At 73.6% G+C, this 23,773-nt stretch carries 23 protein-coding genes; 12 read left to right on the top strand and 11 right to left on the bottom strand.

Features of this window, described 5'->3' with window-relative positions:
* Positions 1 to 129: 129 nt before the first annotated feature.
* The 3 genes from AB0B20_RS16830 (at position 130) to AB0B20_RS16820 (ending at position 2,744) form a co-directional block, all read left to right on the top strand.
* Positions 130 to 1,092 (top strand): TIGR03557 family F420-dependent LLM class oxidoreductase, encoded by a 963-nt coding sequence (locus AB0B20_RS16830; protein WP_357385638.1) that lies wholly within the window; start codon positions 130 to 132, stop codon positions 1,090 to 1,092.
* Positions 1,089 to 1,925, top strand: coding sequence for an alpha/beta hydrolase (locus AB0B20_RS16825; RefSeq protein WP_357385636.1), 837 nt, complete (start codon positions 1,089 to 1,091; stop codon positions 1,923 to 1,925). Before AB0B20_RS16830 ends, AB0B20_RS16825 begins: the two co-directional genes overlap by 4 nt.
* Before the next feature lie 165 nt (positions 1,926 to 2,090).
* Positions 2,091 to 2,744 (top strand): GAP family protein, encoded by a 654-nt coding sequence (locus AB0B20_RS16820; RefSeq protein ID WP_357385634.1) that lies wholly within the window; start codon positions 2,091 to 2,093, stop codon positions 2,742 to 2,744.
* Here the strand turns inward: AB0B20_RS16820 and AB0B20_RS16815 are convergent.
* From AB0B20_RS16815 to AB0B20_RS16785, 7 genes are all read right to left on the bottom strand, one after another.
* Complete coding sequence (locus AB0B20_RS16815; protein WP_357385632.1) at positions 2,731 to 3,528, bottom strand: endonuclease/exonuclease/phosphatase family protein; 798 nt, start codon at positions 3,526 to 3,528, stop codon at positions 2,731 to 2,733. The genes AB0B20_RS16820 and AB0B20_RS16815 overlap by 14 nt on opposite strands.
* Positions 3,529 to 3,532: 4 nt before the next feature.
* Positions 3,533 to 5,023: a phosphatase PAP2 family protein gene (locus AB0B20_RS16810; RefSeq protein ID WP_357385630.1), complete on the bottom strand. Its 1,491-nt coding sequence runs from the start codon at positions 5,021 to 5,023 to the stop codon at positions 3,533 to 3,535.
* Positions 5,024 to 5,100: 77 nt separating this feature from the next.
* Positions 5,101 to 6,102, bottom strand: a complete 1,002-nt coding sequence (locus AB0B20_RS16805) for a YihY/virulence factor BrkB family protein (protein ID WP_357385628.1) — start codon at positions 6,100 to 6,102, stop codon at positions 5,101 to 5,103.
* The gene (locus tag AB0B20_RS16800; protein WP_357385626.1) at positions 6,095 to 7,102 is read right to left on the bottom strand and encodes a diacylglycerol kinase family protein; all 1,008 of its coding nucleotides are present in this window, start codon (positions 7,100 to 7,102) and stop codon (positions 6,095 to 6,097) included. The genes AB0B20_RS16805 and AB0B20_RS16800 overlap by 8 nt, the downstream gene beginning before the upstream one ends.
* A gap of 91 nt (positions 7,103 to 7,193) precedes the next feature.
* The gene (locus tag AB0B20_RS16795) at positions 7,194 to 7,769 is read right to left on the bottom strand and encodes a Clp protease N-terminal domain-containing protein (RefSeq protein WP_357471742.1); all 576 of its coding nucleotides are present in this window, start codon (positions 7,767 to 7,769) and stop codon (positions 7,194 to 7,196) included.
* A complete protein-coding gene (locus tag AB0B20_RS16790; protein ID WP_357385624.1) occupies positions 7,769 to 8,005 on the bottom strand; it encodes an HTH domain-containing protein in 237 nt (78 codons plus the stop codon). Before AB0B20_RS16790 ends, AB0B20_RS16795 begins: the two co-directional genes overlap by 1 nt.
* Before the next feature lie 77 nt (positions 8,006 to 8,082).
* Positions 8,083 to 8,508, bottom strand: coding sequence for a helix-turn-helix domain-containing protein (locus AB0B20_RS16785; RefSeq protein WP_357471580.1), 426 nt, complete (start codon positions 8,506 to 8,508; stop codon positions 8,083 to 8,085).
* 141 nt (positions 8,509 to 8,649) lie between these two features.
* Between AB0B20_RS16785 and AB0B20_RS16780 the strand changes: the two genes are divergently transcribed.
* From AB0B20_RS16780 to AB0B20_RS16755, 6 genes are all read left to right on the top strand, one after another.
* A complete protein-coding gene (locus AB0B20_RS16780) occupies positions 8,650 to 9,138 on the top strand; it encodes an SRPBCC domain-containing protein (RefSeq protein ID WP_357385620.1) in 489 nt (162 codons plus the stop codon).
* Between the two features lie 52 nt (positions 9,139 to 9,190).
* Positions 9,191 to 9,754: an NADPH-dependent FMN reductase gene (locus AB0B20_RS16775; RefSeq protein WP_357385618.1), complete on the top strand. Its 564-nt coding sequence runs from the start codon at positions 9,191 to 9,193 to the stop codon at positions 9,752 to 9,754.
* Between the two features lie 99 nt (positions 9,755 to 9,853).
* On the top strand, positions 9,854 to 10,654 hold the full coding sequence (locus tag AB0B20_RS16770; RefSeq protein WP_357385616.1) for a PP2C family serine/threonine-protein phosphatase: 801 nt from the start codon (positions 9,854 to 9,856) through the stop codon (positions 10,652 to 10,654).
* Positions 10,655 to 10,737: 83 nt separating this feature from the next.
* Entirely contained in the window at positions 10,738 to 11,568 is an 831-nt protein-coding gene (locus AB0B20_RS16765; RefSeq protein WP_357385614.1) for a universal stress protein, read from the top strand.
* Between the two features lie 35 nt (positions 11,569 to 11,603).
* The gene (locus tag AB0B20_RS16760) at positions 11,604 to 13,982 is read left to right on the top strand and encodes a phosphoketolase family protein (RefSeq protein ID WP_357471577.1); all 2,379 of its coding nucleotides are present in this window, start codon (positions 11,604 to 11,606) and stop codon (positions 13,980 to 13,982) included.
* Positions 13,979 to 14,845, top strand: a complete 867-nt coding sequence (locus AB0B20_RS16755; protein WP_357385610.1) for a universal stress protein — start codon at positions 13,979 to 13,981, stop codon at positions 14,843 to 14,845. The genes AB0B20_RS16760 and AB0B20_RS16755 overlap by 4 nt, the downstream gene beginning before the upstream one ends.
* Position 14,846: 1 nt before the next feature.
* Here AB0B20_RS16755 and AB0B20_RS16750 read toward each other — a convergent pair whose 3' ends face one another.
* Entirely contained in the window at positions 14,847 to 17,195 is a 2,349-nt protein-coding gene (locus AB0B20_RS16750) for a heavy metal translocating P-type ATPase (RefSeq protein ID WP_357385608.1), read from the bottom strand.
* A 166-nt stretch (positions 17,196 to 17,361) separates the two neighbouring features.
* Here AB0B20_RS16750 and AB0B20_RS16745 point away from each other — a divergent pair, with 166 nt between their 5' ends.
* A complete protein-coding gene (locus tag AB0B20_RS16745; RefSeq protein WP_357385606.1) occupies positions 17,362 to 18,372 on the top strand; it encodes a nitroreductase in 1,011 nt (336 codons plus the stop codon).
* 138 nt (positions 18,373 to 18,510) lie between these two features.
* Positions 18,511 to 20,133: a GAF domain-containing sensor histidine kinase gene (locus AB0B20_RS16740; RefSeq protein ID WP_357471739.1), complete on the top strand. Its 1,623-nt coding sequence runs from the start codon at positions 18,511 to 18,513 to the stop codon at positions 20,131 to 20,133.
* A 7-nt stretch (positions 20,134 to 20,140) separates the two neighbouring features.
* Here the strand turns inward: AB0B20_RS16740 and AB0B20_RS16735 are convergent, their stop codons facing one another.
* Positions 20,141 to 20,779 carry a response regulator transcription factor gene (locus AB0B20_RS16735; protein ID WP_357385604.1) on the bottom strand — a complete coding sequence of 213 codons (639 nt, stop codon included), beginning with the start codon at positions 20,777 to 20,779 and terminating at the stop codon, positions 20,141 to 20,143.
* A 187-nt stretch (positions 20,780 to 20,966) separates the two neighbouring features.
* Between AB0B20_RS16735 and AB0B20_RS16730 the strand changes: the two genes are divergently transcribed.
* Positions 20,967 to 21,941, top strand: a complete 975-nt coding sequence (locus tag AB0B20_RS16730; protein WP_357385602.1) for a nitroreductase — start codon at positions 20,967 to 20,969, stop codon at positions 21,939 to 21,941.
* Positions 21,942 to 21,959: 18 nt separating this feature from the next.
* Here AB0B20_RS16730 and AB0B20_RS16725 read toward each other — a convergent pair whose 3' ends face one another.
* Positions 21,960 to 22,961 carry an NAD-dependent epimerase/dehydratase family protein gene (locus tag AB0B20_RS16725; protein WP_357471573.1) on the bottom strand — a complete coding sequence of 334 codons (1,002 nt, stop codon included), beginning with the start codon at positions 22,959 to 22,961 and terminating at the stop codon, positions 21,960 to 21,962.
* A gap of 585 nt (positions 22,962 to 23,546) precedes the next feature.
* On the bottom strand, positions 23,547 to 23,773 hold a 227-nt coding region (locus AB0B20_RS16720), incomplete at its 5' end, for an integrase core domain-containing protein (protein WP_357471570.1).

The raw sequence follows: 23,773 nt of genomic DNA, 5'->3' as shown, positions 1-23,773 counted from the left end.
CGGTGTGCGGCAGATCAGCGTGCTGAACCGGTTAAGAACAGGCGGCGACGCGAGGCGGCGAAGCGGACAGCAGGGTTGACCCGCGCCGGGCGGGGTATCCCGGGACGATCCGCCCGGGAAGGAGACGCCATGGTCAACGTCGGTTACACCCTGATGTGCGAGCAGGCCGGCCCGAAGCAACTGGTCGACCACGCCGTACGCGCCGAGGCCGCCGGCTTCGACCATCTGGTCATGTCCGACCACTACTACCCGTGGCTGGAGTCCCAGGGCCACTCCCCGTACGCCTGGTCGGTGCTCGGCGCGGTCGCCCACGCGACCAGCCGGGCCGAGCTGATGTCGTTCGTGACCTGCCCGATCCGGCGGTACCACCCGGCGGTGGTGGCGCAGAAGGCCAGCACCGTCGGGGTGCTCTCGGACGGGCGGTTCACGCTGGGCCTCGGCGCCGGGGAGAACCTCAACGAGCACGTGGTGGGCGGGTGGCCGCACGTGCAGCAGCGGCACGAGATGTTCGAGGAGGCGCTGCAGATCATCCGGCCGCTGCTCAACGGCGAGACGCTGACCTTCTCCGGCAACCACTTCGACGTGCCGGACGCGTACGTCTGGGACCGGCCGGAGCGGCCGGTGCCGATGGCCGTGGCCGCGTCCGGGCGGCAGTCGGCGACGCTCGCCGCCGAGTACGCCGACGCCATGATCGCCACCGACCCGCTGTCCCACCTGATCGACATGTACGAGGAGGCCGGCGGCGCGGGCCGCCCCCGCTACGGGCAGGTGGCCATCTGCTACGGGCCGGACGAGGACGAGTGCCGCAAGATCGTGCACGACCAGTTCCGCTGGTTCGGCCTGGGCTGGAAGGTCAACGCCGACCTGCCCGGCCCGGAGTCGTTCGACGCGGCCACCCAGTTCGTCCGGGAGGAGGACGTGGCCGAGGGCATCTCCTGCGGCCCGGACACCGACCGGCACGTCGAGGCGTTCAAGAAGTTCGTCGACGCGGGCTTCACCCACGTCGCGCTGGTCCAGGTGGGCGGCGACACCCAGCCGATGTTCCTCGACTGGGCCCAGGAGGAGCTGCTTCCCCGGCTGCGCGAGCTGTGACGCTCGCACCGTCCCCGCCGGGGCGCTTCGGCCCGGCCGGCCTGCGCCTGGCGCTCGCCGCGCCCCGGCCGGCCGCCGGGTTGACGAGCGAGTTCCGGCAGGTCGCCGGGCTGCGGGCACACACCCGCCGCTCCGCCGGCCCGGGCGGGGACGGGCCGCCCGTGGTGCTGGTGCACGGCTTGGCCGTGTCGCACCGCTACCTCACCCCGCTGGCCGTCGCGCTGGCGCCGCGCCGGCAGGTGTACGTGCCGGACCTGCCCGGCTTCGGGCTGACCGAACGCCCCGGCACCGCGTACGACGTGGACGGGCACATGGCGTTCCTGGTCGACTGGCTCGCCGCGTACCGGCTGGGTCCGGTCTGCCTGCTCGGCCATTCCTTCGGCGCGGAGGTGGCCGCCGCGCTGGCCGCCCGTCACCCCGGCCTGGTCAGCGCGCTGGTGCTGGCCGGTCCGACCTGCGACCCCGCCGCCCGGTCCCGGCGCGGGCTGATCGGCCGGTGGCTGGTGGACACGCTGCGGGAGGCGACGTGGCAGGCGCCGGTCCTGCTGCGCGACGTGGCGGACGCCCGGCCGTGGCGCGTGTTCGCGACGCTGTCCCACTCGGTCCGCAACGCGGTCGAGGAGGACCTGGTCCGGATCACCGCGCCCACGCTGGTGCTCACCGGCGCCCGCGACCCGGTCGCCCCGGCCGCCTGGCGGGAGCAGGTCGCCCGGTTGGTGCCGGACGCCCGCACGGTGGCCGTCCCGGGCGCGGCGCACAACGTGGTCACCACCGCACCGGCCCAGGTCGCGGACGCCGTCCACGCCCTGCTCACCACCCCGCTGAGGAGTTGACGCCATGCGTATCGGGAACACCGAGATCCGGCCCGCCGGGGGCGGGCTCGGCTGCCTACTGATGATCCTCTTCTCGATCGTCGCCTCGGTGGTGCTCACCGTGCTGCTCAACCTGGTCCTGTAGAACCCGGCCCGGAGTGCGGGGCGGCGACACCAGAATGGGTCATGCCCCTGCTGACCGCGCTGCCGCTGGCGCTGGAGATGGTCGCCGGGTCGAAGCTCGTCGGCGCCGTCGTCCTCGCCTCCGGCCGTCACCCGCGCCGCAGCTCGGTGGCCTTCCTGGGCGGCGTGGCGCTGGGCGTGCTCGGGCCGCTGACGATCTGGTACGCGCTGTTCCGGCTGGTGCGGCACACCGCCGTGCACGGCATCGGGGTGGGCGGCAGCCGCCGGCTCATCGACTGCATCGTGCTGGCCCTGCTCGCGGTGCTCATGGTGGTCACGTTCCGCAGGCGGCGACGCGACCGGCCGCCCGGGTGGCTGCGCCGGTTGCAGGACCCCCGGCCCGCGTACGCGTTCGGTCTGGGGCTGGTGCTCGCCGTCGCCGTGCCGAGCGACGAGCTGGTCATGGCGTCGGTCGCCGGCAGCATGGCCGGGCACGGCCGCCCGTGGTGGCATCTGCTGCCGTTCACGGCGCTCACCGTGGCGCTGCTGGCCCTGCCGCTGCTCACGCTGCTGCTGTCCGGCGAGCGCGCCGAGCGGCTGCTGCCCGCGTTCCGTGCCTGGACCGGCAGGCACTCCTGGCTGGTCAGCGAGACCGTCATCCTGATCTTCGCGGCCTTCGTGGTGGCCGACCTGGCAGGGTCGTTCAGCCGGCCGTGAGGTCCACCTCGGCCAGCACCGGATAGTGGTCCGACGCCGTGTCCGCGTCGCCGTCGCGGACCACCCGCACCGCGCGTACCCGATCGGCCAGCGCCGGGGTGGCGAGCAGGTAGTCCAGCCGCATCCCGGCGAACTCGGCGCCGCCGTGCCGGGTCGGCACGGTCAGACCGCCGGGTTCGTCGCCGCCGGAGTGCGGCCACAGGTCGACCAGCCCGGCGTCGAGCAGCCGGGCCACCGCGCGGGTGTCCACGGTACGGCCGTCGCGGCGCAGGTGCCGCCGCCGGTACGGGGTGGCCAGCCCGGCCAGCCGGGCGGTGTGCTCGACTGTGGGTTCCAGCGTGTTCAGGTCCCCGGCCAGCAGGGCCAGCTCTCCCCCGGTGCGGCGCATCGCCGCGGCCAGCCAGTCCGCCTCCATCCGCCGCCGCCCGCCGGAGTACGGGTAAAGGTGGGTGCTGACCACGGTGAGCGGTCCGGCGGCGGTGGCCACCCGCACCCGGGCGGCGGCGTGGTGGAACGGGCGGCGGACCCGGCCGGCGCGCAGCACCCGCAGCGGCGGGCGGACCAGGACCGCCACCGGCTGCCCGAAGCAGGACCGGGCCAGGTACGCCGCCATCCCGAGCCGATCGGCCAGGCCGTCCAGCGTGGCGTCCATGCCGCGCAGTTCCTGGACCGCCAGCACGTCCGGGCGCTGCGCGGTGACGACCGAGACGATCCGGTCCCGGCGGTCGGCACCGCCGCCGTCCCGCCCGCCGGTCCGGATGTTCCAGGTCATCACCCGCAGCATCGGCTCAGTCCGGCCGTGCGGCCTTGGCCAGCTCGTCGTCCAGCTCGTCCACCTGTTCGGACTCGATAGCCGGCTGGTTGCCCTCGGCCACGTCGGCGTTCGGCCGGATCACGAAGTACAGCAGCGACAACCAGAGCGCGCCGAGCAGGATCGCGCCCATGAAGTCGGTCGGGTGGTGCATGCCCCGGTACATCCGGGACGTGGCCACGCCGACCGGCATCAGCACGGCCATGCCCACGAACAGCCACCGCCACCACCTGTCGGTACGCGGGAACACGATGATCGCCATGGCCGCCCAGAGGCAGATGGTCGCCGCGATGTGCCCGGACGGGAACGACGAGGTGGGCATCTGCCCGTCCAGGTTCTCCACCGGCGGCCGGGGCCGGTCCACCACCCGGGCGCTGGCCAGGAAGAGGCTCAGCTCGCCGAACATCGCCAGCACCACGTACAGCACCGGCCGCCAGCGCCGCCACACGGCGAGCACGATCGGGCAGAACACCAGCGACACCAGCAGGATCGCGTGGGTGTCGCCGAACTTGCTCCACCACCAGCTCAGGTCGGTCAGCGCGTCGGTGTGCCGCTCGGCGAACCAGCGCGGCACCTCGGTGTCGAGCGTGTCGAAGAACGTGCCCTTGGCGTGGTAGCTGACGAACATGCCGAACGCGTAGAGCACCCCGAAGACGAGCACCCAGCCGACCAGCAGCTCGGCCACCGCCGAGCGCGGGTGCTCCAGGATCTTCTCCTCGTCCGGCGCGAGCGCCAGCTCCTCGCCCGCCTCCGGCTCCAGGCCCTCGCGCAGCGGCGGCACCGGCCGCCCGCGCTCGCGCCGCCACAGCCGGAAGGCGTACGCGGTGACGCCCAGCCAGGCCGCGCCGAGCAGCCAGCCGCCGATCACGTCCGACACGTAGTGCACGCCCAGCGCGATCCGGGTCAGCCCGACCAGGAAGATCAGCACACCGGCGATGGCGATGGCGGGCTTGCGCCAGCGCGGCGCCATGGCCGGCAGGAACACCAGCAGCAGCGCGCCGTACGCGACGAACGAGCCGAGCGCGTGACCACTGGGGAAGCTGTTGCCGGGCGCGCTGGCGATCGGCACGTCCACCACCGGCCGCAGCCGCCCGACCAGCGCCTTGAGCGACGGGTCGAGGATCAGGCCGCCGGCACCGGTGACGATCAGGTAGACCGCCAGCCGGGACTGGCGGCGGATCAGCAGGCCCACCACCGCGATGGTGACCAGCCAGATCAGCACCGGCCGCCCGCCCAGGTCGGTGATCGCCTGGAGCACCGTTACCAGCGGGCCGTGCGGGGCCACCAGGCCGTTGAACCACTCGGCCACCGCGTGGTCGGCGTCGCCCAGCGGGCTCCACCGGAACCGGACCAGCATGAGCAGCACGCCGAACCCGACTCCCGCGCCGGCCACGGCGAGCAGGCCCGCGAGGCTCCGCTCGGCGAAATGGCCGAGCGGCCGGCTCCCGGCTTCCTTGACCGCGGTCACACCGCACCTCCCTCGTTCCTCTGCGAGGCGCGCTGTACCCGATCGGCGTGTCCCGTACACGCTGGACCGGCGTGGCGTCAGAGCGAGGTCATCTCACCGGTGTCGAACAGGTCCTCGCGTTGCGCCTCCGGCTGCCAGAGATCCGGCTGGGCGGGCTGCTCCACGCCGATGCGCATCGCTTCGAGCTGCGCGGCGAAGGCCAGCCCGCCGAACAGCGCGATCCCGGTCAGGTTGGCCCAGAGCAACAGGGCCATCATGCCGGTCAGCGCGCCGTAGGTCTGGCCGAATCCGCCGCTGTACTTCACGTAGGCGGCGAGCAGGAGGCTGGCCAGCCACCACAGCGCGATGGCGATGGACGCGCCGAAGAACAGCCAGGACAGGCCGGGCTGGCGGCGTCGCGGGGCGTGCCGGAACAGCATCGCGACGGCGAGCACGGTCAGGCCGAGACTCAGCGGCCAGCGGATGACGTTCCATCCCGCCATGGCGACGTCGCCCCACTCGTAGTGCCGCCGTACCGACTCGCCCACCGCCCGGCCGCCGACCAGGATCAGGAAGCCGGCCAGCGCGGGTACGCCGGCGAGCACGGCGAGGATGGAGGCGCGCAGGTACTTCGCCAGCGCCGGGCGGTCCCGCTCGACGCCGTAGATCCGGTTGGCGCCCCGCTCGATCTGCGCCATCGTGGTGGTCAGCGCGACCAGCCCGGTGAGCAGACCGAGCGTCAGCGCCAGCTCACCGGCGTCCTCGGTGCGCTCGCTGTCGGTCAGCAGGTCCTGCACCACGGCTTCGCTCTGACCGGGGGTGATGGCCAGCACCGTGTCGGCGACGACCTTGCCGCCCTCGTCCGCGCCCAGGTCGGTGATCAGGCCGGTGAGCGCGATCAGGAACGGCACCACCGCCAGGCAGAGCTGGAAGCCCAGCGCCCGGGAGTGGCTGAAGCCGTCGCCGTAGCGGAACCGGACGAAGGCATCCCGCAGCAGGCACCATCCACCGTGCCGGCGCAGCGTGTGCCAGGCGTCGTCGGCGGAGAGCTGCTCCTCCGCCATCAACCGGGTCTCCGGGACCAGCTTGGTGCTACTCACGGCGGGCCTCCTCGACCAGGTGCTCACCGCGCTCGCCGACCGCGTCGGCGTCCACCGCCAGGTCGGGGTCCTCCTCCGGGCGCGGTACGCAGAGCCAGAGCGACTCGGGCCGGATGGTCGCCTTCAGCGACCGGCCCGGCTCGATCAGGTCGCCGTCGAGCTGCCGGGGCTGCGCCCGGGTGCTGGTGATCTCGACCGAGCGGGCCCGGAACACCTCCATCCGGGGCACGCTGTCGCGGCGGCGCAGCACCGCCCAGCCCATCGCGAGCCAGTGGCGCAGCCTGCGCGGCGTCAGCACCGCCACGTCGAGCCAGCCGTCGTCCGGTTCGGCCTCGGTGAGCAGGCGTACCCCGCCCTGCAGGCGCCCGACGTTCGCCACCAGGACCGAGCGGGCCCGGCGGCGCAGCGGCGGCTTGCCGTCGATGCGCACCGAGACCCGCATGGGCCGGTCGCGCAGGTGGCGGGCGGCGCCCATCACGTACGCCGGCCAGCCGATCCGCTTCTTCGTGGTCTCCGAGGTGGAGTCGAGCATCTGGGCGTCGAAGCCCATCCCGGCCATCACCGCGAAGCACTTGTCGCCGACCACGCCGACGTCGAGGCGGCGCATTCCGCGTTCGACGGCGACCTGGAGCCCGGCGGCCAGGTCGTTCGACAGGCCGAGGTTGGCGGCCAGCAGGTTGCCGGTGCCCTGGGGCAGCACCGCCAGCGCCACGTCGGTGCCGGCCAGCGCGGTCACGCAGGCCATCACCGTGCCGTCGCCGCCGCAGGCGAAGACGACCTCGGCGCCCGCCTTGACGGCCTGTTCCGCCTGCCCTCGGCCCGGGTCCTCGACTGTCGTCTCGTACCAGGTCGGGGCCGGCCACCCGGCGGCGTCGAGCGCGCCGTCCACGATGCGGCGGAACTCGTCCAGGTCGGCCACCTTCACCGGGTTGACCACCACTGCCGAGCGCGGGGTGCGGTTCTCCGCGTTCACCGGGCGCTTGTCGTCTGCACCGTCCACGGCGTCAGTGTGCAGGACACAGGGCGTGACGGCGACCCGGCGCAGCGGGACGTAGCGAGGACCGCAAACAGGTTTGAAACCCGGGTGCGGGTCAGGCCGCCTCGCGCAGCGCCGCGTCGACGCGCCGCCGCAGGTCGTCGAGGTCCACCCCGGCCTCGGTGAGCACCACGGCGGCCAGGCCGTCGCCCTCGCGCAGCAGGCCGAGCAGGATGTGTTCGGTGCCGATGTGCCGGTGGCGCAGCCGCAGCGCCTCGCGCAGCGACAGCTCCAGCACCTTCCTGGCGCGGGGCGAGAACGTGCCGTGGTGCGGCCCGCGACGCCACCACCGGCGCGGGCGCGGGGTCGCCTCGCGCAGCGCGTCCGGGCCGAAGGACTCCTCGATTCGGGCCACTATCGCGGCGAGGTCGATGCCGATCTCGCGCAGCGCCGCCGCGTCCGCCGCGCCGAGCCCGTCCACGCCCCGCTCGGCGTGGCGGGCCACCGCGGCGCGCAGCGCGTCGGCGTCGACGCCGCCGGCCGCGAGCAGCCGTACGGCCAGGCCGTCGGGGTCGGCGAGCACCCCCAGCAGCAGGTGCTCGGTGCCGACCGGCCGCCGTCCCTCGGCGCGGGCCTCGTCGAGCGCGTGGTGCACCACGGCACGGGCCCTGTCGGTGAATCGTTCGAACATCACGCCTCCCAGCTCTCGCGCACCGCCGGTCGTCCGGCGTGCTTCTTGTGGACCGCCTGCCGGCTGACCTCGAGGGCGTCGGCGATCTCCTGCCACGACCAGCCCTGCCGCCGGGCGTTGTCGACCTGGATCACCTCGAGCCGCTCCAGCAGCCGGCGCAGGGCGAGCACGGCACGCAGGCCGATCTTGGGGTCGGTGCTGCCGGCCGCCGCCGCGAGTTCCGTCGCCTGACTCATGCTGTCAATGTAGGTTGACACGCGCACTGTGTCAACTCTGGTTGACGCGCACCCCGGTCTGCCGCCCCGGAGCGCGACTATGCACGGCGCGGAGTGGCGTTGTTCGCGGTGGACGTCCGGTCGAACTCGTCGCGGTTACGGACGAGATCGCTCTGGTGATCACGAACCCAGTGCACGAGTCCACCCACGGCCTCACTCAGTGAGCGGCCGAGCGGTGTCAAGGCATACACGACCCTCGGGGGCACCTCCGGGTACGCGGTCCTGGTCACCAGCCCGTCGCGGTGAAGGGCGCGCAGCGTCTGGCCGAGCATCCGTTGGGAGACGCCAGCGACCTGCTCGTGCAACGCGGTGAAGCGCAGCGGGCCGGACGTCAGGGCCGTGATGGTCAGCAGCGTCCACTTGTCGCCCACCCGCGCCAGCACCTCCCGGACGAGCTCGATCGTCTGGATGCAGTCCGGCGCGACCCCGCGCTGCGCCAGTTCGGCACCAAGGAGGCTCGTCATGCTCTTCCGTTCCTCGCGCGTCAGTAGCTGACTTCAAAGTGCGTATCGGGCAGCCGGACTAAATCCGTTGGACGCACGTTTCTTACTAATCGTAACTGACATGCGGTCACCCATTCGTGACCGTCACAGCGGGAGGACAGCATGGTCCGGCACGACACATTCACGATCACGCGGCACCTCGACGGGCCGCCGGGCGAGGTCTTCACCGCGTTCGCCGACACCACGATCAGGCGCCGATGGTTCTGGCTTCCCGGCAGCGGAGCGGTGTACGAGCACGACTTCCGGGTGGGCGGTGGTGAGACGGCACGCAGCACCTTCACCACGCTGGACACGGCACCCGAGCGGCTGGAATACCGGTCGCGGTACATCGACATCGCGGACGCACACCGGATCGTCTACGGCTACGAGGCCGTCGTCGACGACGAACTGCGATGGACCTCGCTGGTCACCGTCCGGCTCGACACCGAGCCCGACGGAACCTGCCTGGAATGGACCGAACAGGTGACCTTCCTCAGATACGCGGGGGACGGCAGTTCCGACCTCGCGCACCTGCGCGGCGCCAGCGTGCTGCGGCTGAACGGACTGGACGCCGCTCTGCAATCCGGATCCTCGCCTCAGCAATCCGCGTGACACCGCGTTTCGGACCGTCGGCAACCTTCGAATCGACCAGAACGGATCACTCATGACGAACATCGGGATCATCCTCGGCAGCACCCGCCCCGGCCGGGTCGGCCACCAGGTGGCCGAGTGGGTAGCGAAGCACGGCAGCCAGCACGACGGCATCGACGTCGAGGTGGTGGACATCAAGGACTATGACCTGCCGGTCTTCGACGAGCCACAGTCACCGCTACTCGGCGCCTACACCCACCCCCACACGTGGCGCTGGAGCAAGAAGATCGCCGAGTTCGACGGATACGTCTTCGTCACCCCGGAATACAACCGATCGATCCCCTCCGCGCTGAAAAACGCCATTGACTACCTCTACGGCGAGTGGAACAACAAAGCGGCCGGATTCGTCTCCTACGGCAGCAGTGTCGGCGGCGCACGTGCGGTAGAGCACCTACGCCTCATCACGGCAGGTCTTCAGCTGGCAGGCGTACGCACCCAGGTCAGCCTGTCACTCGCCACCGACTTCGCGGCATTCACCACGTTCACTCCCGGCGACCGCCACGACGCTATGCTCCGCCAGCTCTTCGCCGAGGTGGCCGCCTGGGCCGACGCGCTCGCGCCACTGCGCCGGCCCTGACCCGCAGACCGCTCACGGGGACAGCCAGGCCACCTCCACTGCCAGAAAGTCACCCTGAAGATTCCACACCCCGGCCCGTCCCGGTGTTACGGTCCGCTGGTGTTCCGCCGCCGTCCGCTGGACCGGCCGGTCGAGCCCGCGCGCCGGCTCACCGCCGGCCGCCTCACCCTGGAGATCACCGGGGGCAGCGTGGTCGGGCACCGCTACCCGGAGAACTACGACGTGCTGCACGTCGACCCGGAGCTGCCGATGGCGGTGGTCTGCGACGGCATGGGCGACGGCGAGGGCAGCCGGATCGCCGGCACGACCGCGGCCGAGACGTTCGTGGCGCGGGTCCGCGCCGACTGGCCCGCCGTCGGCCCCGCCGGGCTGCGGGCCGCCGTGGCCGAGACCCAACGGCGGGTACGCCAGGCCGGCGCGACGCTGTCCGGCCTGGCCGGGTGCACGCTCACCGCGCTCGTGGTCCAGCCCGACGGCGAACAGGGCTGGCTGGTCCAGCTCGGCGACTCGCGGGCGTACCGGCTGCGCGACGGTCTGCTGGAACTGGTCACCGTCGACCACACCATGGCCTGGCTCGGCCTGCTGCACGGCTGGTGGCCGGCGGACTCGCCGGAGGCGGCGCGGGCGCGCTACCAGCTGCTGCGCTACGTCGGCCACCCGGACCGGCCCGAGCCGGACCTGCTCGCCGTGCCGCTGCGCCGGGGCGACACCTGGCTGCTGTGCACCGACGGCATCAGCGACCAGCTCGGCTACCACCGGCTGCGCGACCTGCTCGCCACCCGGCGCGAGCCGGCGCGGACCACCGAGGCCCTGCTCGCCGCCAGCCTCGACGAGGGCGGCGAGGACAACGCCACAGCCGTCGTGCTGCGCGTACACCCGGCGTTGCCCGCCCCGCGCTGACCGCCGGTTTCCGCCGACCCGCTCCGGCGCACCCGGTCCCACGACTACGGTGGGTGAAAAGCAGGGGTCGGGAGGTGAGCCGGGTGGCCGCACCCAGCCACGGCGCGGTGGTGGTCGGCGTCAGCCGCTCCGAGGCCGACCTGACCGTGGTCCGCACGGCCGCCGCCGAGGCCGCCGCCCACGACCGTCCGCTGCACCTGCTGCACGCGTTCAACTGGGCGGCGACGCCCGGCCCCGCCCCGGCCGGCGGCACCCGCACCGACGCGGAGAACGTGCTGGAGAACGCCCGGCGGGTGGCCGCCGAATGCGCGCCGCAGGTGCCGGTCAGCGGCCGCATCGTCGAGGGCTCCCCGGTCGAGGCGCTGCTGCGGGTCGCCGACACCGCCTTCCTGATCGCTCTCGGTGACGGAGGCATGTCGGCCCACCCGAACCGCGTACCGGCCGACACCCCGGCCGTGGACGTGGCCGCCCGGGCCACCTGCCCGGTGCTGGTCGGCCGCACCGAGCCGGCCCCGCCCGGGCCGCTGCTCGTCGGCTTCGACGGCTCGGCCAGCTCGCGGGCCGCCCTCGGATACGCCTTCGACTGCGCGCAACACCGCGGCGCGCGCCTGCTCGCCGTCCGGGTGATCGAGCCGGACTCCGGCGACCGCGACGACGGGCGGCTGGAGGAGGCGGTCACACGGGAGGCCCGGCGGCACCCGCGGGTCACCGCCGACTGCGAGACCGTCCACGGTGAGCCGGGACCCGTCCTGCTCGACCGGTCCCACGCGGCGCAGCTCGCGGTGGTGGCCGCCCGGGGCGACGGGCCGGTCGGGTCCACTCTGGGCGCGGTCAGCCAGTCGCTGCTCTACCACTCGCCCGCCCCGCTGATCGTCGTACGGGGACTCCCCGCGGACGCCGGGGACGGGTCGTGACGCCCGCGCGGGGCGGACGTGCCGAGGAGGAAGACATGGTCCTGACCGAAGACGAGGTGCGCCGGCTGGACGCGTACTGGCGCGCGGCGAACTACCTCACCGTCGGCCAGATCTACCTGCTCGACAACCCGCTGCTGCGGGAACCGCTCAAGCCCGAGCACGTCAAGCCGCGCCTGCTGGGCCACTGGGGCACCAGCCCCGGGCTCAACCTGCTCTACACGCACCTGAACCGGGTCATCGTCGAACGGGACCTGTCCGCCATCTTCGTCACCGGACCCGGCCACGGCGGCCCCGCGCTGGTGGCGAACACCTGGCTGGAGGGCACCTACAGCGAACTTCACCACCACATCCCCCGGGACGGGACCGGCATGCGGCGCCTGTTCCGCCAGTTCTCCTTCCCGGGCGGCATCCCGAGCCACGTGGCGCCGGAGGTGCCGGGTTCGATCCACGAGGGCGGCGAACTGGGGTACGCGCTGAGCCACGCGTACGGCGCCGCGTTCGACAACCCGGACCTGCTGGTGGCCTGCGTGATCGGCGACGGCGAGGCGGAGACCGGCCCGCTGGCCGGGAGTTGGCTGTCGAACGTGTTCCTCAACCCGGCCCGCGACGGCGCGGTGCTGCCGATCCTGCACCTCAACGGCTACAAGATCGCCAACCCGACCGTGCTGGACCGGATCCCCCGCGAGGACCTGCGGGACATGATGCGCGGCTTCGGCTACGAGCCGTACGTGGTCGAGGGCGACGACCCGGCGGCCGTGCACCGGTTGCTGGCCGGCACGCTCGACCGGGCGGTCGACGAGATCACCGCGATCCAGCGCCGGGCCCGCTCCGGCGGGCGCGTCGAGCGCCCCCGCTGGCCGATGATCGTCCTGCGGACGCCGAAGGGCTGGACCGGGCCCGCCCGGGTCGACGGCAAGCAGGTCGAGGGCACGTTCCGCGCCCACCAGGTGCCGATCTCCGGTGTCCGGGACAACCCGGAGCACCTGGCCGAGCTGGAGCGCTGGCTGCGTAGCTACCGGCCGGAGGAGCTGTTCGACGCCACCGGCGGTCCGGTCGCCGAGGTGACCGAGCTGCCGCCCACCGGTGACCGCCGGATGAGCGCCAACCCGGTCGCCAACGGCGGCAGGCTGCTGCGCGACCTGGAGCTGCCGGACTTCCGCGACTACGCGGTAGACGTACCGACGCCCGGTGAGCCGATGGCCGGCGCGACGGGTGTGCTCGGCCCCTGGATCCGCGACGTGATCGCCCGCAACCCGCGGACGTTCCGCCTGTTCGGCCCGGACGAGGTCGCCTCGAACCGGCTCGGCGCGGCGTTCGAGGTCACCGACCGCGCCTTCGTCGGCACGGAGACGCCCGGCGACGACCACCTCTCCCCCGGCGGCCGGGTGATGGAGGTGCTCTCCGAGCACCTGTGCCAGGGCTGGCTGGAGGGCTACCTGCTGACCGGCCGGCACGGCCTCTTCACCAGCTACGAGGCGTTCATCCACATCGTCGACTCGATGGTCAACCAGCACGCCAAGTGGCTGAAGGTGACCCGGGGCATCCCCTGGCGGGAGCCGGTGGCGTCGCTCAACTACCTGCTGTCCAGCCACGTGTGGCGCCAGGACCACAACGGCTTCTCCCACCAGGACCCGGGCTTCATCGACCACGTGATGAACAAGAAGGCCGAGGTGGTCCGCGTCTACCTGCCGCCGGACGGCAACACGCTGCTCTCCACAATGGACCACTGCCTGCGCAGCCGGCAGTACATAAACGTGGTGGTGGCCGGCAAGCAGCCCGCGCCGAACTGGCTGACCATGGACGAGGCGATCCAGCACTGCCGCCGCGGCCTGGGCATCTGGGACTGGGCCAGCAGCGACGAGGGCACCGAGCCGGACGTGGTGCTCGCCTGCGCCGGTGACGTGCCGACGCTGGAGACGCTGGCCGCCGTCGACCTGCTGCGCCGGCACCTGCCGGCCCTGAGGGTGCGGCTGGTGAACGTGGTCGACCTGATGCGCCTGCAACCGCCGTCGGAGCACCCGCACGGCCTGCCGGACAACGAGTTCGACACCATCTTCACCCGCGACAAGCCGGTGATCTTCGCCTACCACGGCTACCCGTGGCTGATCCACCGGCTCACCTATCGCCGTACCAACCACGAGAACCTGCACGTACGCGGCTACAAGGAGGAGGGCACCACCACGACACCGTTCGACATGGTGATGCTCAACGACCTGGACCGCTTCCACCTCGTCATCGACGTGATCGACCGGGTGCCGGGGCTGCGCTCGCGCGCCGCGCACCTGCGCCAGGACATGGTGGACGCCCGCCAGTCCTGCCGCGACCACACCCGCCGCTATGGTGAGGACGATCCCCGGGTCGCCGAGTGGCGCTGGATCCGCGAGAACGACCCGGCCGTGAGGAGTGGCGAATGAGCGACGACGAGATCCTGGTCGGCTACGACGGCTCCGCCGACGCGGCGGTCGCCCTGAACTGGGCGCTGGACGAGGCGGGCCGCTCGGGGCGGCCGGTACGCCTGGCGTACGTCTTCGAGTGGTTGACGGTGACCGGCTGGGTCGGACCCGCCGTGGCGCCGGGGGTGTGGCCGGACGAAGCCGCCCGGCAGCAGGTCGAGGAGCTGGTACGCAAGGCGGCTGCGGACGCCGCCGCCGAGCGGCCGGGCCTGACCGTGCGCGGTGAGGTGTTCGACGGACCGCCCGCGCTCGTGCTCCAGGAACGGTCCGCCGAGGCGGGGATGCTGGTGCTCGGCAGCCGGGGCCACGGCGGCTTCGGCGGGCTGCTCGCCGGCTCCACAGCGGTCTCGGTCACCGCGCACGCCCACTGCCCGGTGGTGGTGGTCCGCGACGGCCAGGCCGCCACGTCCGGGCCGGTGGTGGTCGGCTCGGACGGCTCGGAGTCGGCGCTGCGGGCGCTCGGCTTCGCCGTCGAGCGGGCCGCGCAGCGGGACGTGCCGCTGCGGGTGCTGCGGGCCTGGGAGCCGCCGGGCGACAGGTGGGTGCCGCCGGACTTCGACCCGGAGCGGGTCGCCGCGAGCGAGCGGGCCGCCGCCGAGGCGGAGCTGGCCACCTGGCGGGAGAGCTTCCCCGACGTGCCGGTCGAGATCGACGCGGTGCCCGGCAGCGCGTCGGCGCTGCTGGTGGAGGCCAGCCGGTCGGCACAGCTGGTGGTGGTCGGCAGCCGGGGCCGGGGCGGGCTGCGCGGCATGCTGCTCGGCTCGGTCAGCCAGCAGCTCATCCAGCACTCGCACTGCCCGGTCGCCGTGGTACGCGAGCGCTGACTCAGCGGCCGGGCGTGGTGGAGCCCTCCTCCGGGTTCAGCGAGAAGTAGTCCTCCTCCTCCTGGGCCAGGTGCAGGCGCAGCACCGCGTCCAGGCCGTAGAGCGCGGCGAGCAGATCGGGAATCTCGTCACGGCGCAGCCGGCCGTCCGGCTGCGCCGTGAGGTGCCCGCCGATCCGCTCCACCAGCCGCACGATCTCCACGTGCGCGCGGCTCATCGTGGAGGTCGCCTCGTCGCTGCCCAGCGGGCCGGCCAGCGCCGGGTAGAGCTGCCGGTCCTCGGCCGCCTCGTGCGGCAGCACCTCGTCGACCAGGCGCCGGTGCACCTCACGCAGCGCCGGCAGGCACGCCGGGTCGTCCGGGCGCGTCGCCACCATGTCGGCGGTGTCGCGCAGCCGGGCCAGCACGTCGCGGACGCCGCCGTGCTCGCCGGCGTACCTGTCGATCAGCTCCACCGTGTGCGCGGGCAGGTCGCGCCGCCGCAGGCCGCCGCCGAGCGCGCGCAGCGCGTTGAGGATCACCAGGACGTCGATGCCCTCCTGGAGGAACGCGCCGGCCACCGGGGGCAGCCGGCCCGCGGCGGCCACCAGCATCGCCAGCACCGCCAGGCCCATCCCGACGGTGGCGCTCTGCACCGCGATGCGGCGGGCGTACCGGGCGATCTCGACCGCGTCGGCGAGCCGGTCCAGCCGGTCCACAGTGAGCACCGCGTCGGCCACGTCCGCCGAGGCGGTCGCCCCGGTCGCGCCCATCGCGACGCCGACGTGCGCCTCGGCCAGCGCGGGCGCGTCGTTCACACCGTCGCCGACCATCACCGTCACCGCGTGCGCCGACTCCTCGCGTACCCGCTCGGCCTTCTCCTGCGGCGAGCAGCGCGCGATCACGTCGTCGACGCCCACGATCTGCGCCACCTGCCGGGCCGTGCCCGGTCGGTCGCCGGTGACCATGACCAGCCGGGTGAGGCCCGCCTCACGCAGCCGGCGCACCGTGCGCCGGGCGTCCGGGCGGACCGGGTCCTCCAGCAGGATCGCGCCCAGCGGCCCGCTGTCGTCGCTGACCCACACCGCGGAGCGCCCGGCCCGTTCGGCACGCTCACCGAGGCGGCCCGCCCACTCCGGCGGCTCGCCGCCGAGCTGCCCGACGTGCACCATCCGCCCGTCGACGCGTCCGCTCACCCCGTGCCCCGGCTCCTCGGTGACCTGCGTCGGCTCGGCCAGCGGCAGCCCTCGCTCGCGGGCCTGCCGGACCAGCGCGGCGGCCAGCACATGCGGGGAGAGCTGCTCGACCGACGCGGCCAGCCGCAGCACCTCGTCCCGGTCACCGCCCGGCGCCACCACCACCTCGGCCGCCCGGGGCCGGCCCGCGGTGAGCGTGCCGGTCTTGTCCAGCAGCAGGGTACGGGCGCGGCCGAGCTGTTCCAGCGACCCGCCGTCGCGGACCAGCACACCGCGCCGGGCCACCCGGGACAGGCCGGAGACCACGGCGATCGGGGTGGCCAGCAGCAGCGGGCACGGGGTGGCCACCACGAGCACCGCCACCGCCCGGGTGAAGTCGCCGGACAGCAGCCACGCCAGCCCGGCCAGCACCAGCGTGAACGGCACGAACGCGGCGGCGTAACGGTCGGCCAGCCGTACCATCGGCGCCTTGCGGGCGGTGGCCTCGCCGGCCAGGCGGACGATGCCCGCGTAGGTGCTCTCCGCCGCGTTGCGGCTGGCCCGCAGCCCGAAGCCGGCGCCCGCGTTCACGACGCCGCTGGCGACCTGCTCCCCGGCCGCGCGGGTCACCAGCTGCGACTCGCCGGTGACCACCGACTCGTCGAGCGTCGCCGCCTCCTCGGCCACGCCGTCCACGGGCACCACGTCGCCCGGCCCCACCACGAGGCGGTCCCCCACCTCGACGCGGTCCAGCGGCACCACCTCGATGCCGCCGTCCGGGGTGCGCCGCCGCGCCTGCCGGGGCGCGCGTTCGAGCAGCGCCCGCAGGTCACGGGTGGCGCGGCGCTGGGCGTACTCCTCCAGCGCCCGCCCGGTGGCGACCATCACCGCGATGACGGCGCCGGCCAGGTACTCCCGCACCAGCAGCGCGCCGAGCAGCGCCAGCACCGCGATGACGTCCACGCCGAACTGCCGCAGCCAGAGCTGACGCAACGTCGTCCAGGCGGCCGGGATCAGCGCGACCAGTGTGACCGCCGCCCAGACCAGCCGGGCGGCGTCGTGCGCGCCGGCGAGCCACAGCGCCGCGCCGGCCAGCACGGCCACTGTGAGCAGCACCAACGGTGCCCACTCGGTCCAGGCCCATCGCCGGGCGCGGGCCGGCTGCTCGGGTACGCACTCGCCCGGTTCGGTTCCCACGTGGGGATCGTCTCAGCCCGGACGCGCGCCGGGCAGGGCGACCCGGGTAATCCGCAGGGCGAAGGACCCCTGCGGGGCGCCCTGGCATGGCCGAGGATGGAGCCGCATCCCCACCCGGGCTTCCCGGGCGTGGGGCACGATGGGGAAAACAGGAAAGGTCGTGACGATGAGCCACGAGACGCCGGCCGGCGATCGCCCGTTGACCACCGCGCTCGCGGAGGCCGCCGGAATGGCCGGCCACGCCCCCTCGGTGCACAACACGCAGCCGTGGCACTGGACGGTCCTGCCCGACGCGCTGGAGCTGCGGGTGGTCCGCGAACGGCACCTCAGCGCCATGGACCCGGAGGGTCACCTGCTGGTGGTGAGCTGCGGCGCCGCGCTGCACCACGCCCGGGTGGCGCTGGCCGCCGAAGGCTGGACCCCGGTGGTGGAACGGCTGCCCGACCCCAAGGAACCCGACCTGCTGGCCCGGATCACCAGCCTGAAGCACACCGGCGCCGACCCCGACGCCATGCGCGTCGTGCAGTGCATGCAGGTGCGGCACACCGACCGGCGGCCGGTCAGCGACGAGCAGATCCCGACCGCCGCGCTGAACGACATCGACCGGGCCGCCACGCTGGAGGGGGTGAACCTGCAACTGCTCGACGACACCCAGAAGATCCAGCTCGCCGCCGCCGCCCAGCAGGCCGCCGCCGTCGAGGCGGACAGCCCGGAGCTGCGCGAGGAGCTGGCGTACTGGACCAACCGGGCCGGCACCGGCACCGGGCTGCCGCCGGAGGTGCTGCCCGAGCAGGCGCCCCAGACGACCGTTCCGGCCCGTGACTTCGGCCGCGCCGGGTCGCTGCCGGTCGGGCCCGGCCACGACAAGACCGCCGTCTACGGGATCCTCTGGGGCTCCGACGACGAGACGATGAGCTGGCTGCGCGCCGGGGAGGCGCTCTCCGCCGCCTGGCTCACCGCCACCCGGCACGGCGTGTCGCTGGTGCCACTGTCCGGCGTGGTGGAGGTCGAGGGCACCCGTGAGGTGCTGCGGCAGATTCTCTCCGGCCTCGGGTTCCCGTACCTCAGCATGCGGCTCGGCGTGGCCGACCCGACGCACGCCGGACCGCCGCACACCCCCCGGCTGGACGTCACCCAGACAGTCGACACCTCGGCGGTCCGCGAGCGCCTCACCTGACCGGTCTCGATCAGGGCGGCCGCCGGGCGATACCATCGCCCGGTGGCCGCCGCACCCCAGCCCTCGCACGAGCACGTCGCACCGTCGCTCGGGCTGACCCCGCTGTCCCGCGTCCGCCTGGACGAACTGCTCCAGGAGATGCTCGACCGCGTCGGCGAGGTGATGACCAGCCGCGAGCGGCTACGGGCACTGCTCGACGCCGTCGTCGGCATCGGTTCCGACCTGGATCTGCGCAGCACGCTGGAACGGATCGTGCAGTCGGCGTGCGAGCTGGCCGGCGCCCGCTACGGCGCGCTCGGCGTGATCGGCCCGGACCGCATGCTCCACGACTTCATCGTCCACGGCATCAGCCCCGAGCAGCACGCGAAGATCGGCGAGCTGCCGCACGGCCGCGGCGTGCTCGGCCTGCTCATCGACCAGCCGAAGCCGGTACGCATGCCGGACATCACCAAGCACCCCAACTCGTACGGCTTCCCGCCGAACCACCCGCCGATGCACAGCTTCCTCGGCGTGCCGGTACGCATCCGCGACCACGTCTGGGGCAACCTCTACCTGGCCGAGAAGCAGGGCGCGACCGAGTTCACCGAGGACGACGAGGAGATCGTGGTGGCGCTGGCCGCCGCGGCCGGCGCGGCGATCGAGAACGCCCGCCTCTACGCGCTGGCGCACCGGCGCGAACGCTGGCTCGCCGCCGCCGCCGAGATCACCTCGGTGCTGCTCGGTGAGGTGCGCCGTACCGACGCGCTGACCCTGGTGGCCCGCCGCGCCCGCGAGGTCGCCGAGGCCGAGCTGGCCCTGGTGCTGCTCTACGACGAGGACGAGGCGCAGTTCACCGTCGAGGTGGTCGACGGCGCCGACCCGGTCACCCGGGAACTGGTCGGCGCGGTGCTGCCCGCCGCCGAGACCAGCTTCGCCGCGTCCGCCACGTCGGGCCGGCACGACCAGGTCGACAACCTCGCCGCCGCGGCGCCCTGGCCCCGGCCCGTGGTCGCCGGGCCGGCGGTGGTCTCCCCGCTCGCCGCCGCCGACACGCTGCACGGCGTCCTGGTGATCGGCTACCGGTCCGACCACGGTCCCGCCGCCGACGACGACCTCGCCCTGCTGGCCAGCTTCGCCGGGCAGGCCGCGCTGGCCATGGAGCGGGCCCGCGGGCAGGAGGAACGGGAACTGCTTGTGGTCCTGGAGGACCGCGAACGCATCGCCCGTGACCTGCACGACGTGGTGATCCAGCGGCTGTTCGCCACCGGCCTGCAACTGCAGAGCGGCGCGATGAACGCCCGCCCCGAGGCGGCCAAGCGGATCAACCAGGCCGTCGACGACCTGGACGCCACCATCCGCGACATCCGCCGCACCATCTTCGAGCTGCGTACCCCGATGAGCGCGGCGCTGCGCACCGAGATCCGCGAGGCCATCGAGGTGGCCGCCGAGTCGCTCGGCTACCGCCCCGAGCTGGAACTGATCGGCCCGATCGACAGCGCCGTCCCGGACGACCTGCGCCCCGAACTCACCGCCGTGCTGCGCGAGGCGCTGTCGAACGCGGTACGCCACGCGCGGGCCGACCGGGTGTCGGTGCGGGTGCGCGTCGACTCCGGCCGGGTCGAGATCACCGTCACCGACGACGGCGTCGGCTGCGACCCGGAGGCGGCCCGCAGCGGCCTGGTCAACCTGCGGGAGCGGGCCGAGCGGCTCGGCGGCGAGTTCTCGCTGCGCCGGGCCGAGCCGCGCGGCACCGAGGTGCGCTGGAGCGTCCCGCTCGACTGACCGCCGGTCAGGTGTTCTTGCCGAGCAGCCGGGTGGCCAGCACCGCCGCCTGGGTACGCCGCTCCAGGCCGAGCTTGGCCAGCACGCTGGAGACGTAGTTCTTCACCGTCTTCTCGGCCAGGAACATCTTCCCGGCGATCTCCCGGTTGGTGAGCCCCTCCGCCACGTACTCCAGGATCCGCCGCTCCTGCTCGGTGAGCGACTTCAGCTCCCGGGGCTGCTCCACGCCGCTGCGGATGCGCTCCAGCACGCGCGTGGTGATCGCCGGGTCGAGCAGCGACTGCCCGGCTGCCACCCGGCGGACCGCGTCCACCAGGTCGGTGCCGCGGATCTGCTTGAGCACGTACCCGGCGGCGCCCGCCATGATCGCCGCGAACAGCGCCTCGTCGTCCTCGTACGAGGTGAGGATCAAGCCCTTGATCGAGGAGTCCACGGCGCGGACGTCGCGGCACACGTCGATGCCGTTGCCGTCGGGCAGCCGGGCGTCGAGGATCGCCACGTCGGGGCGCAGCGCCGGGATGCGGCGGGCCGCCTCCTGGGCCAGGCCGGACTCGCCGACCACCTCGATGTCGCCGCTGCTCTCCAGCAGATCGGCAAGGCCACGACGGACGACCTCGTGGTCGTCGAGCAGGAACACCCGGATCATCAGTCCTTTCTACCCGCTTTCCCGCCCTCGTAGCACGGGTCGAAAGTCCCGTCCTGCCCGCACCGCCCGGGACCGACGGCCGGGCCCAGGTGGGGACCTCCGGCCCTGCTCACCGCGCCGCGCGCTGACGCACCGTAGTGGTGTACCCGGCCGGGGGAGCCGGCGCCGCACGAGAGGGAGCACCACCATGACGACCGAATACACCGGCGAGCAGCTGCGGGCCGCGGTCGCCGACGCGGTCCGGGCGCCGTCGCTGCACAACACCCAGCCGTGGCGGTTCCGGCTGGTCGACGGCGGCATCGAGGTGTCCGTCGACCCGCTGCGCGGCCTGCCCGCCACCGACCCGACCGGCTGGGGCGCCCGGATCGCCGCCGGAGCGGCAGTGTTCAACCTGCGGCTGGCGCTCGCCGTCGCGGGCACCCCGGCCACTGTCCGGCTGCGCCCGTACCCGGCCGATCCGGACGTCGTGGCCCGGCTCGTGCCGGACGTGCCGCGCCGTCCCACCCCGGTCGAGCAGAGCCTGTACGGGGCGATTCCGCACCGGTTCAGCAACCGCGCGCCGTTCTGGCCCGACCCGGTGCCCGCCGAGGCCCGCTGGCGGCTCGGCGAGGCGGCCCGCGCCGAGCAGGGCTGGCTGGAGCTGGTGATCGGCACCAGCGCCGTCAACGCCGTCGCCGAGGTCGCCCGCAGCGCCCACCGCGTGCTGGAACGCGACCCCGCGTACGTGGCCGAACGGGCCGAGTGGATCCGCTCCGAGCCGGCCCCGGACGGCGTGCCGACGGTCGCCGGCGGACCGCAGAGCGAGCCGCAGGACCTGCTGCCCCAGCGCGGCTTCGGCGGCCGCAACCGCGCCCCCGGCCGCGACTTCGAGCCAGAGCCGCTGGTCGCGGTGCTCGGCTCGGCCGGCAACACCTCGGCCGACCAGATCCTGGCCGGGCAGGCGCTGCAGCGGGTGCTGCTCACCGCCACCGACGCCGGGCTGAGCGTGTCGATGCTGTCCCAGCCGATCGAGGTCCCGGCCGCGCGCGAGGCGCTGCGGATGTCGCTGGGCCGGTTCGGCACCCCGCAGATGGTGATGCGGATCGGGTACGGCCAGCCCGGCCGCGCCACCCCGCGCCGCCCGGTCGAGGAGGTGCTCGACCTGCCTGTCGTGTCGGCCTGACCCGTACTCCTCCGCAGGTCAGGCCGGCCACGCGGCCAGCAGGGCGGCCTCCCGCTCCGGTGCCAGGCCGACCGGGGCGCGGGCCGGACGCCCCGCGCGGGCCGGCACCCGCCCCACCTCGCGCAGCCACCGCCAGGTGTCCGCGACCGTGTCGGTCACCGGCCGGCAGACCAGCCCCGCCGCGTACGCGCGCTCGACGTCCCGCTCCTGCAACCACCGGTACTCGTGCCCGCGCGGGATCCATACCGGCAGGTCGTTCCACGGCTCGACCCCCGCGGCCAGGATCGGCTCCGGCGCGGTCCACCGCAACGTCGCGTCCGACCCGGTCACCGCCACGGCCGCGTCGAGCAGGTCACCCATCGTCGCGTGCCCGGTGCGGCCCACCACGTTGTACGCCCCGCCGACGCCCTCGGCGCCCCGGTCCAGCAGCCAGGTCGCCAGGTCCCGGACGTCCACGTACTGGATCGGCAGGTCACGCGGCCCCGGTGCCAGCACGTCACCGCCCCGGGCGATCCGATTCAGCCACCACGGCAGCCGCCCGATGTCCTCCCCCGGCCCCAGGATCAGCCCGGCACGCGCGAGCAGCGCCCGGTCACCGAACACCCGCGTCGCGGCGAGTTCCCCGCCGGCCTTGTTCGCCGGGTAGTCCCCGTCGTCGGCGTCCGGGTCGGCCGCCACAGTGGGTGCCTCCTCGCCGCTGCCCGGCGCGACGGGTGGCGCGTACACCGACCCGCTGGACACGTAGACGTAGTGCGGCACCGCGTCGACGAGCGCCAGCGCCGCGTCCCGCACCGCCCGTGGGGCGCCGTCCCAGGTGTCCACCACCAGATCCCACTCGCCGCCGGTGAGCGCGGCCAGGCCGTCCGGCGCGGTCCGGTCACCCCGCAACCGGTGTACGCCGTCCGGCACCCGCCCGTGCACACCACGGTTGAACACGGTCACCCGCCAGTCGCGGCGCACCGCCTCAGCCACCACCGCACCACCGACAAAGCCCGTACCACCGAGCATCAGGAGTCGCATGCGTCCCAGCCTGCCGCCGGGCGGCCGGTATGACGTGCCCTGTTCACGGTCAGCGGATCTGCCAACGGCAGAACCCGGCTCCCCCCGTCGCTCGCCCACCGCCGTCCCCCGTGTCGCCCACCCTGCCCCGCTCCCGACCGCGCCCCACCGCCGCGAGTCCTCGCGCCCCGCCCACTGCCGTCGATCTTGGAGTTGTGGCACCCCGAATTGCCCTTTTGGTGCGGTTTCGCGAGATGCCACAACTCCAAGATCGACGAACTCACCCCAGACCGCAGCGGATCCTCGCCGCGTCGTTGGCCGGGATCGTCACCGTCGCCCGGCCGCCGGAGACGGCCCCGCGCCGAACCCGCTACCACCCCCGGATCACCCGCGATCTTGCACTTCGGTACCCCGCATAGCGTGCGAATGGGGCACCCAAAAGGGCTCAAACTGCAAGATCGCCGATTGGCCCCCGCAGCACCCGACCCCCGGCCCGCGATCCGCCCCGCCCTCGAGGGCGTCGATCATGAAGTTGACGGCGCTCGGTGCCCGTTTGGCCACCGCCAACCTCATGGTGTCAATCCCCTGGAATCGTGGAGGGCTCCGTTATGCGGCCTGGGCCTCCAGGGCGCGGGTCTCTGGTCGTTCGTAGTCGGCGGGTGAGCGCCAGTCGCAGACGGAGTGCCGGCGGCGCTGGTTGTAGAAGTCGGTGATCCAGGTGGCGATCTTGATCCGGGCTTCTGTGCGGGTGCGGAAGTGGCGGCGGTGTACGTACTCGACCTTGATGGTGGAGAAGGTGGCCTCGGCGACGGCGTTGTCGAAGCACGACCCGA

The sequence above is a fragment of the Micromonospora sp. NPDC049151 genome (genome assembly GCF_040648395.1).
Classification (GTDB): Bacteria; Actinomycetota; Actinomycetes; order Mycobacteriales; family Micromonosporaceae; genus Micromonospora.
Note: the sequence above shows the minus strand (reverse complement) of the source record. Positions and strands in the feature narration are given on the sequence as shown.

Excerpts from the sequence above, each read along its gene's own strand:
- AB0B20_RS16795 (WP_357471742.1), bottom strand. The coding sequence starts at position 7,769 with ATGTTCGAACGATTCACCGACAGGGCCCGTGCCGTGGTGCACCACGCG.
- AB0B20_RS16735 (WP_357385604.1), bottom strand. The coding sequence starts at position 20,779 with ATGATCCGGGTGTTCCTGCTCGACGACCACGAGGTCGTCCGTCGTGGC.
- AB0B20_RS16820 (WP_357385634.1), top strand. The coding sequence starts at position 2,091 with ATGCCCCTGCTGACCGCGCTGCCGCTGGCGCTGGAGATGGTCGCCGGG.
- AB0B20_RS16760 (WP_357471577.1), top strand. The coding sequence starts at position 11,604 with ATGGTCCTGACCGAAGACGAGGTGCGCCGGCTGGACGCGTACTGGCGC.
- AB0B20_RS16815 (WP_357385632.1), bottom strand. The coding sequence starts at position 3,528 with ATGCTGCGGGTGATGACCTGGAACATCCGGACCGGCGGGCGGGACGGC.
- AB0B20_RS16745 (WP_357385606.1), top strand. The coding sequence starts at position 17,362 with ATGAGCCACGAGACGCCGGCCGGCGATCGCCCGTTGACCACCGCGCTC.
- AB0B20_RS16775 (WP_357385618.1), top strand. The coding sequence starts at position 9,191 with ATGACGAACATCGGGATCATCCTCGGCAGCACCCGCCCCGGCCGGGTC.
- AB0B20_RS16830 (WP_357385638.1), top strand. The coding sequence starts at position 130 with ATGGTCAACGTCGGTTACACCCTGATGTGCGAGCAGGCCGGCCCGAAG.
- AB0B20_RS16730 (WP_357385602.1), top strand. The coding sequence starts at position 20,967 with ATGACGACCGAATACACCGGCGAGCAGCTGCGGGCCGCGGTCGCCGAC.
- AB0B20_RS16780 (WP_357385620.1), top strand. The coding sequence starts at position 8,650 with ATGGTCCGGCACGACACATTCACGATCACGCGGCACCTCGACGGGCCG.
- AB0B20_RS16785 (WP_357471580.1), bottom strand. The coding sequence starts at position 8,508 with ATGACGAGCCTCCTTGGTGCCGAACTGGCGCAGCGCGGGGTCGCGCCG.
- AB0B20_RS16740 (WP_357471739.1), top strand. The coding sequence starts at position 18,511 with ATGCTCGACCGCGTCGGCGAGGTGATGACCAGCCGCGAGCGGCTACGG.
- AB0B20_RS16725 (WP_357471573.1), bottom strand. The coding sequence starts at position 22,961 with ATGCGACTCCTGATGCTCGGTGGTACGGGCTTTGTCGGTGGTGCGGTG.
- AB0B20_RS16755 (WP_357385610.1), top strand. The coding sequence starts at position 13,979 with ATGAGCGACGACGAGATCCTGGTCGGCTACGACGGCTCCGCCGACGCG.
- AB0B20_RS16790 (WP_357385624.1), bottom strand. The coding sequence starts at position 8,005 with ATGAGTCAGGCGACGGAACTCGCGGCGGCGGCCGGCAGCACCGACCCC.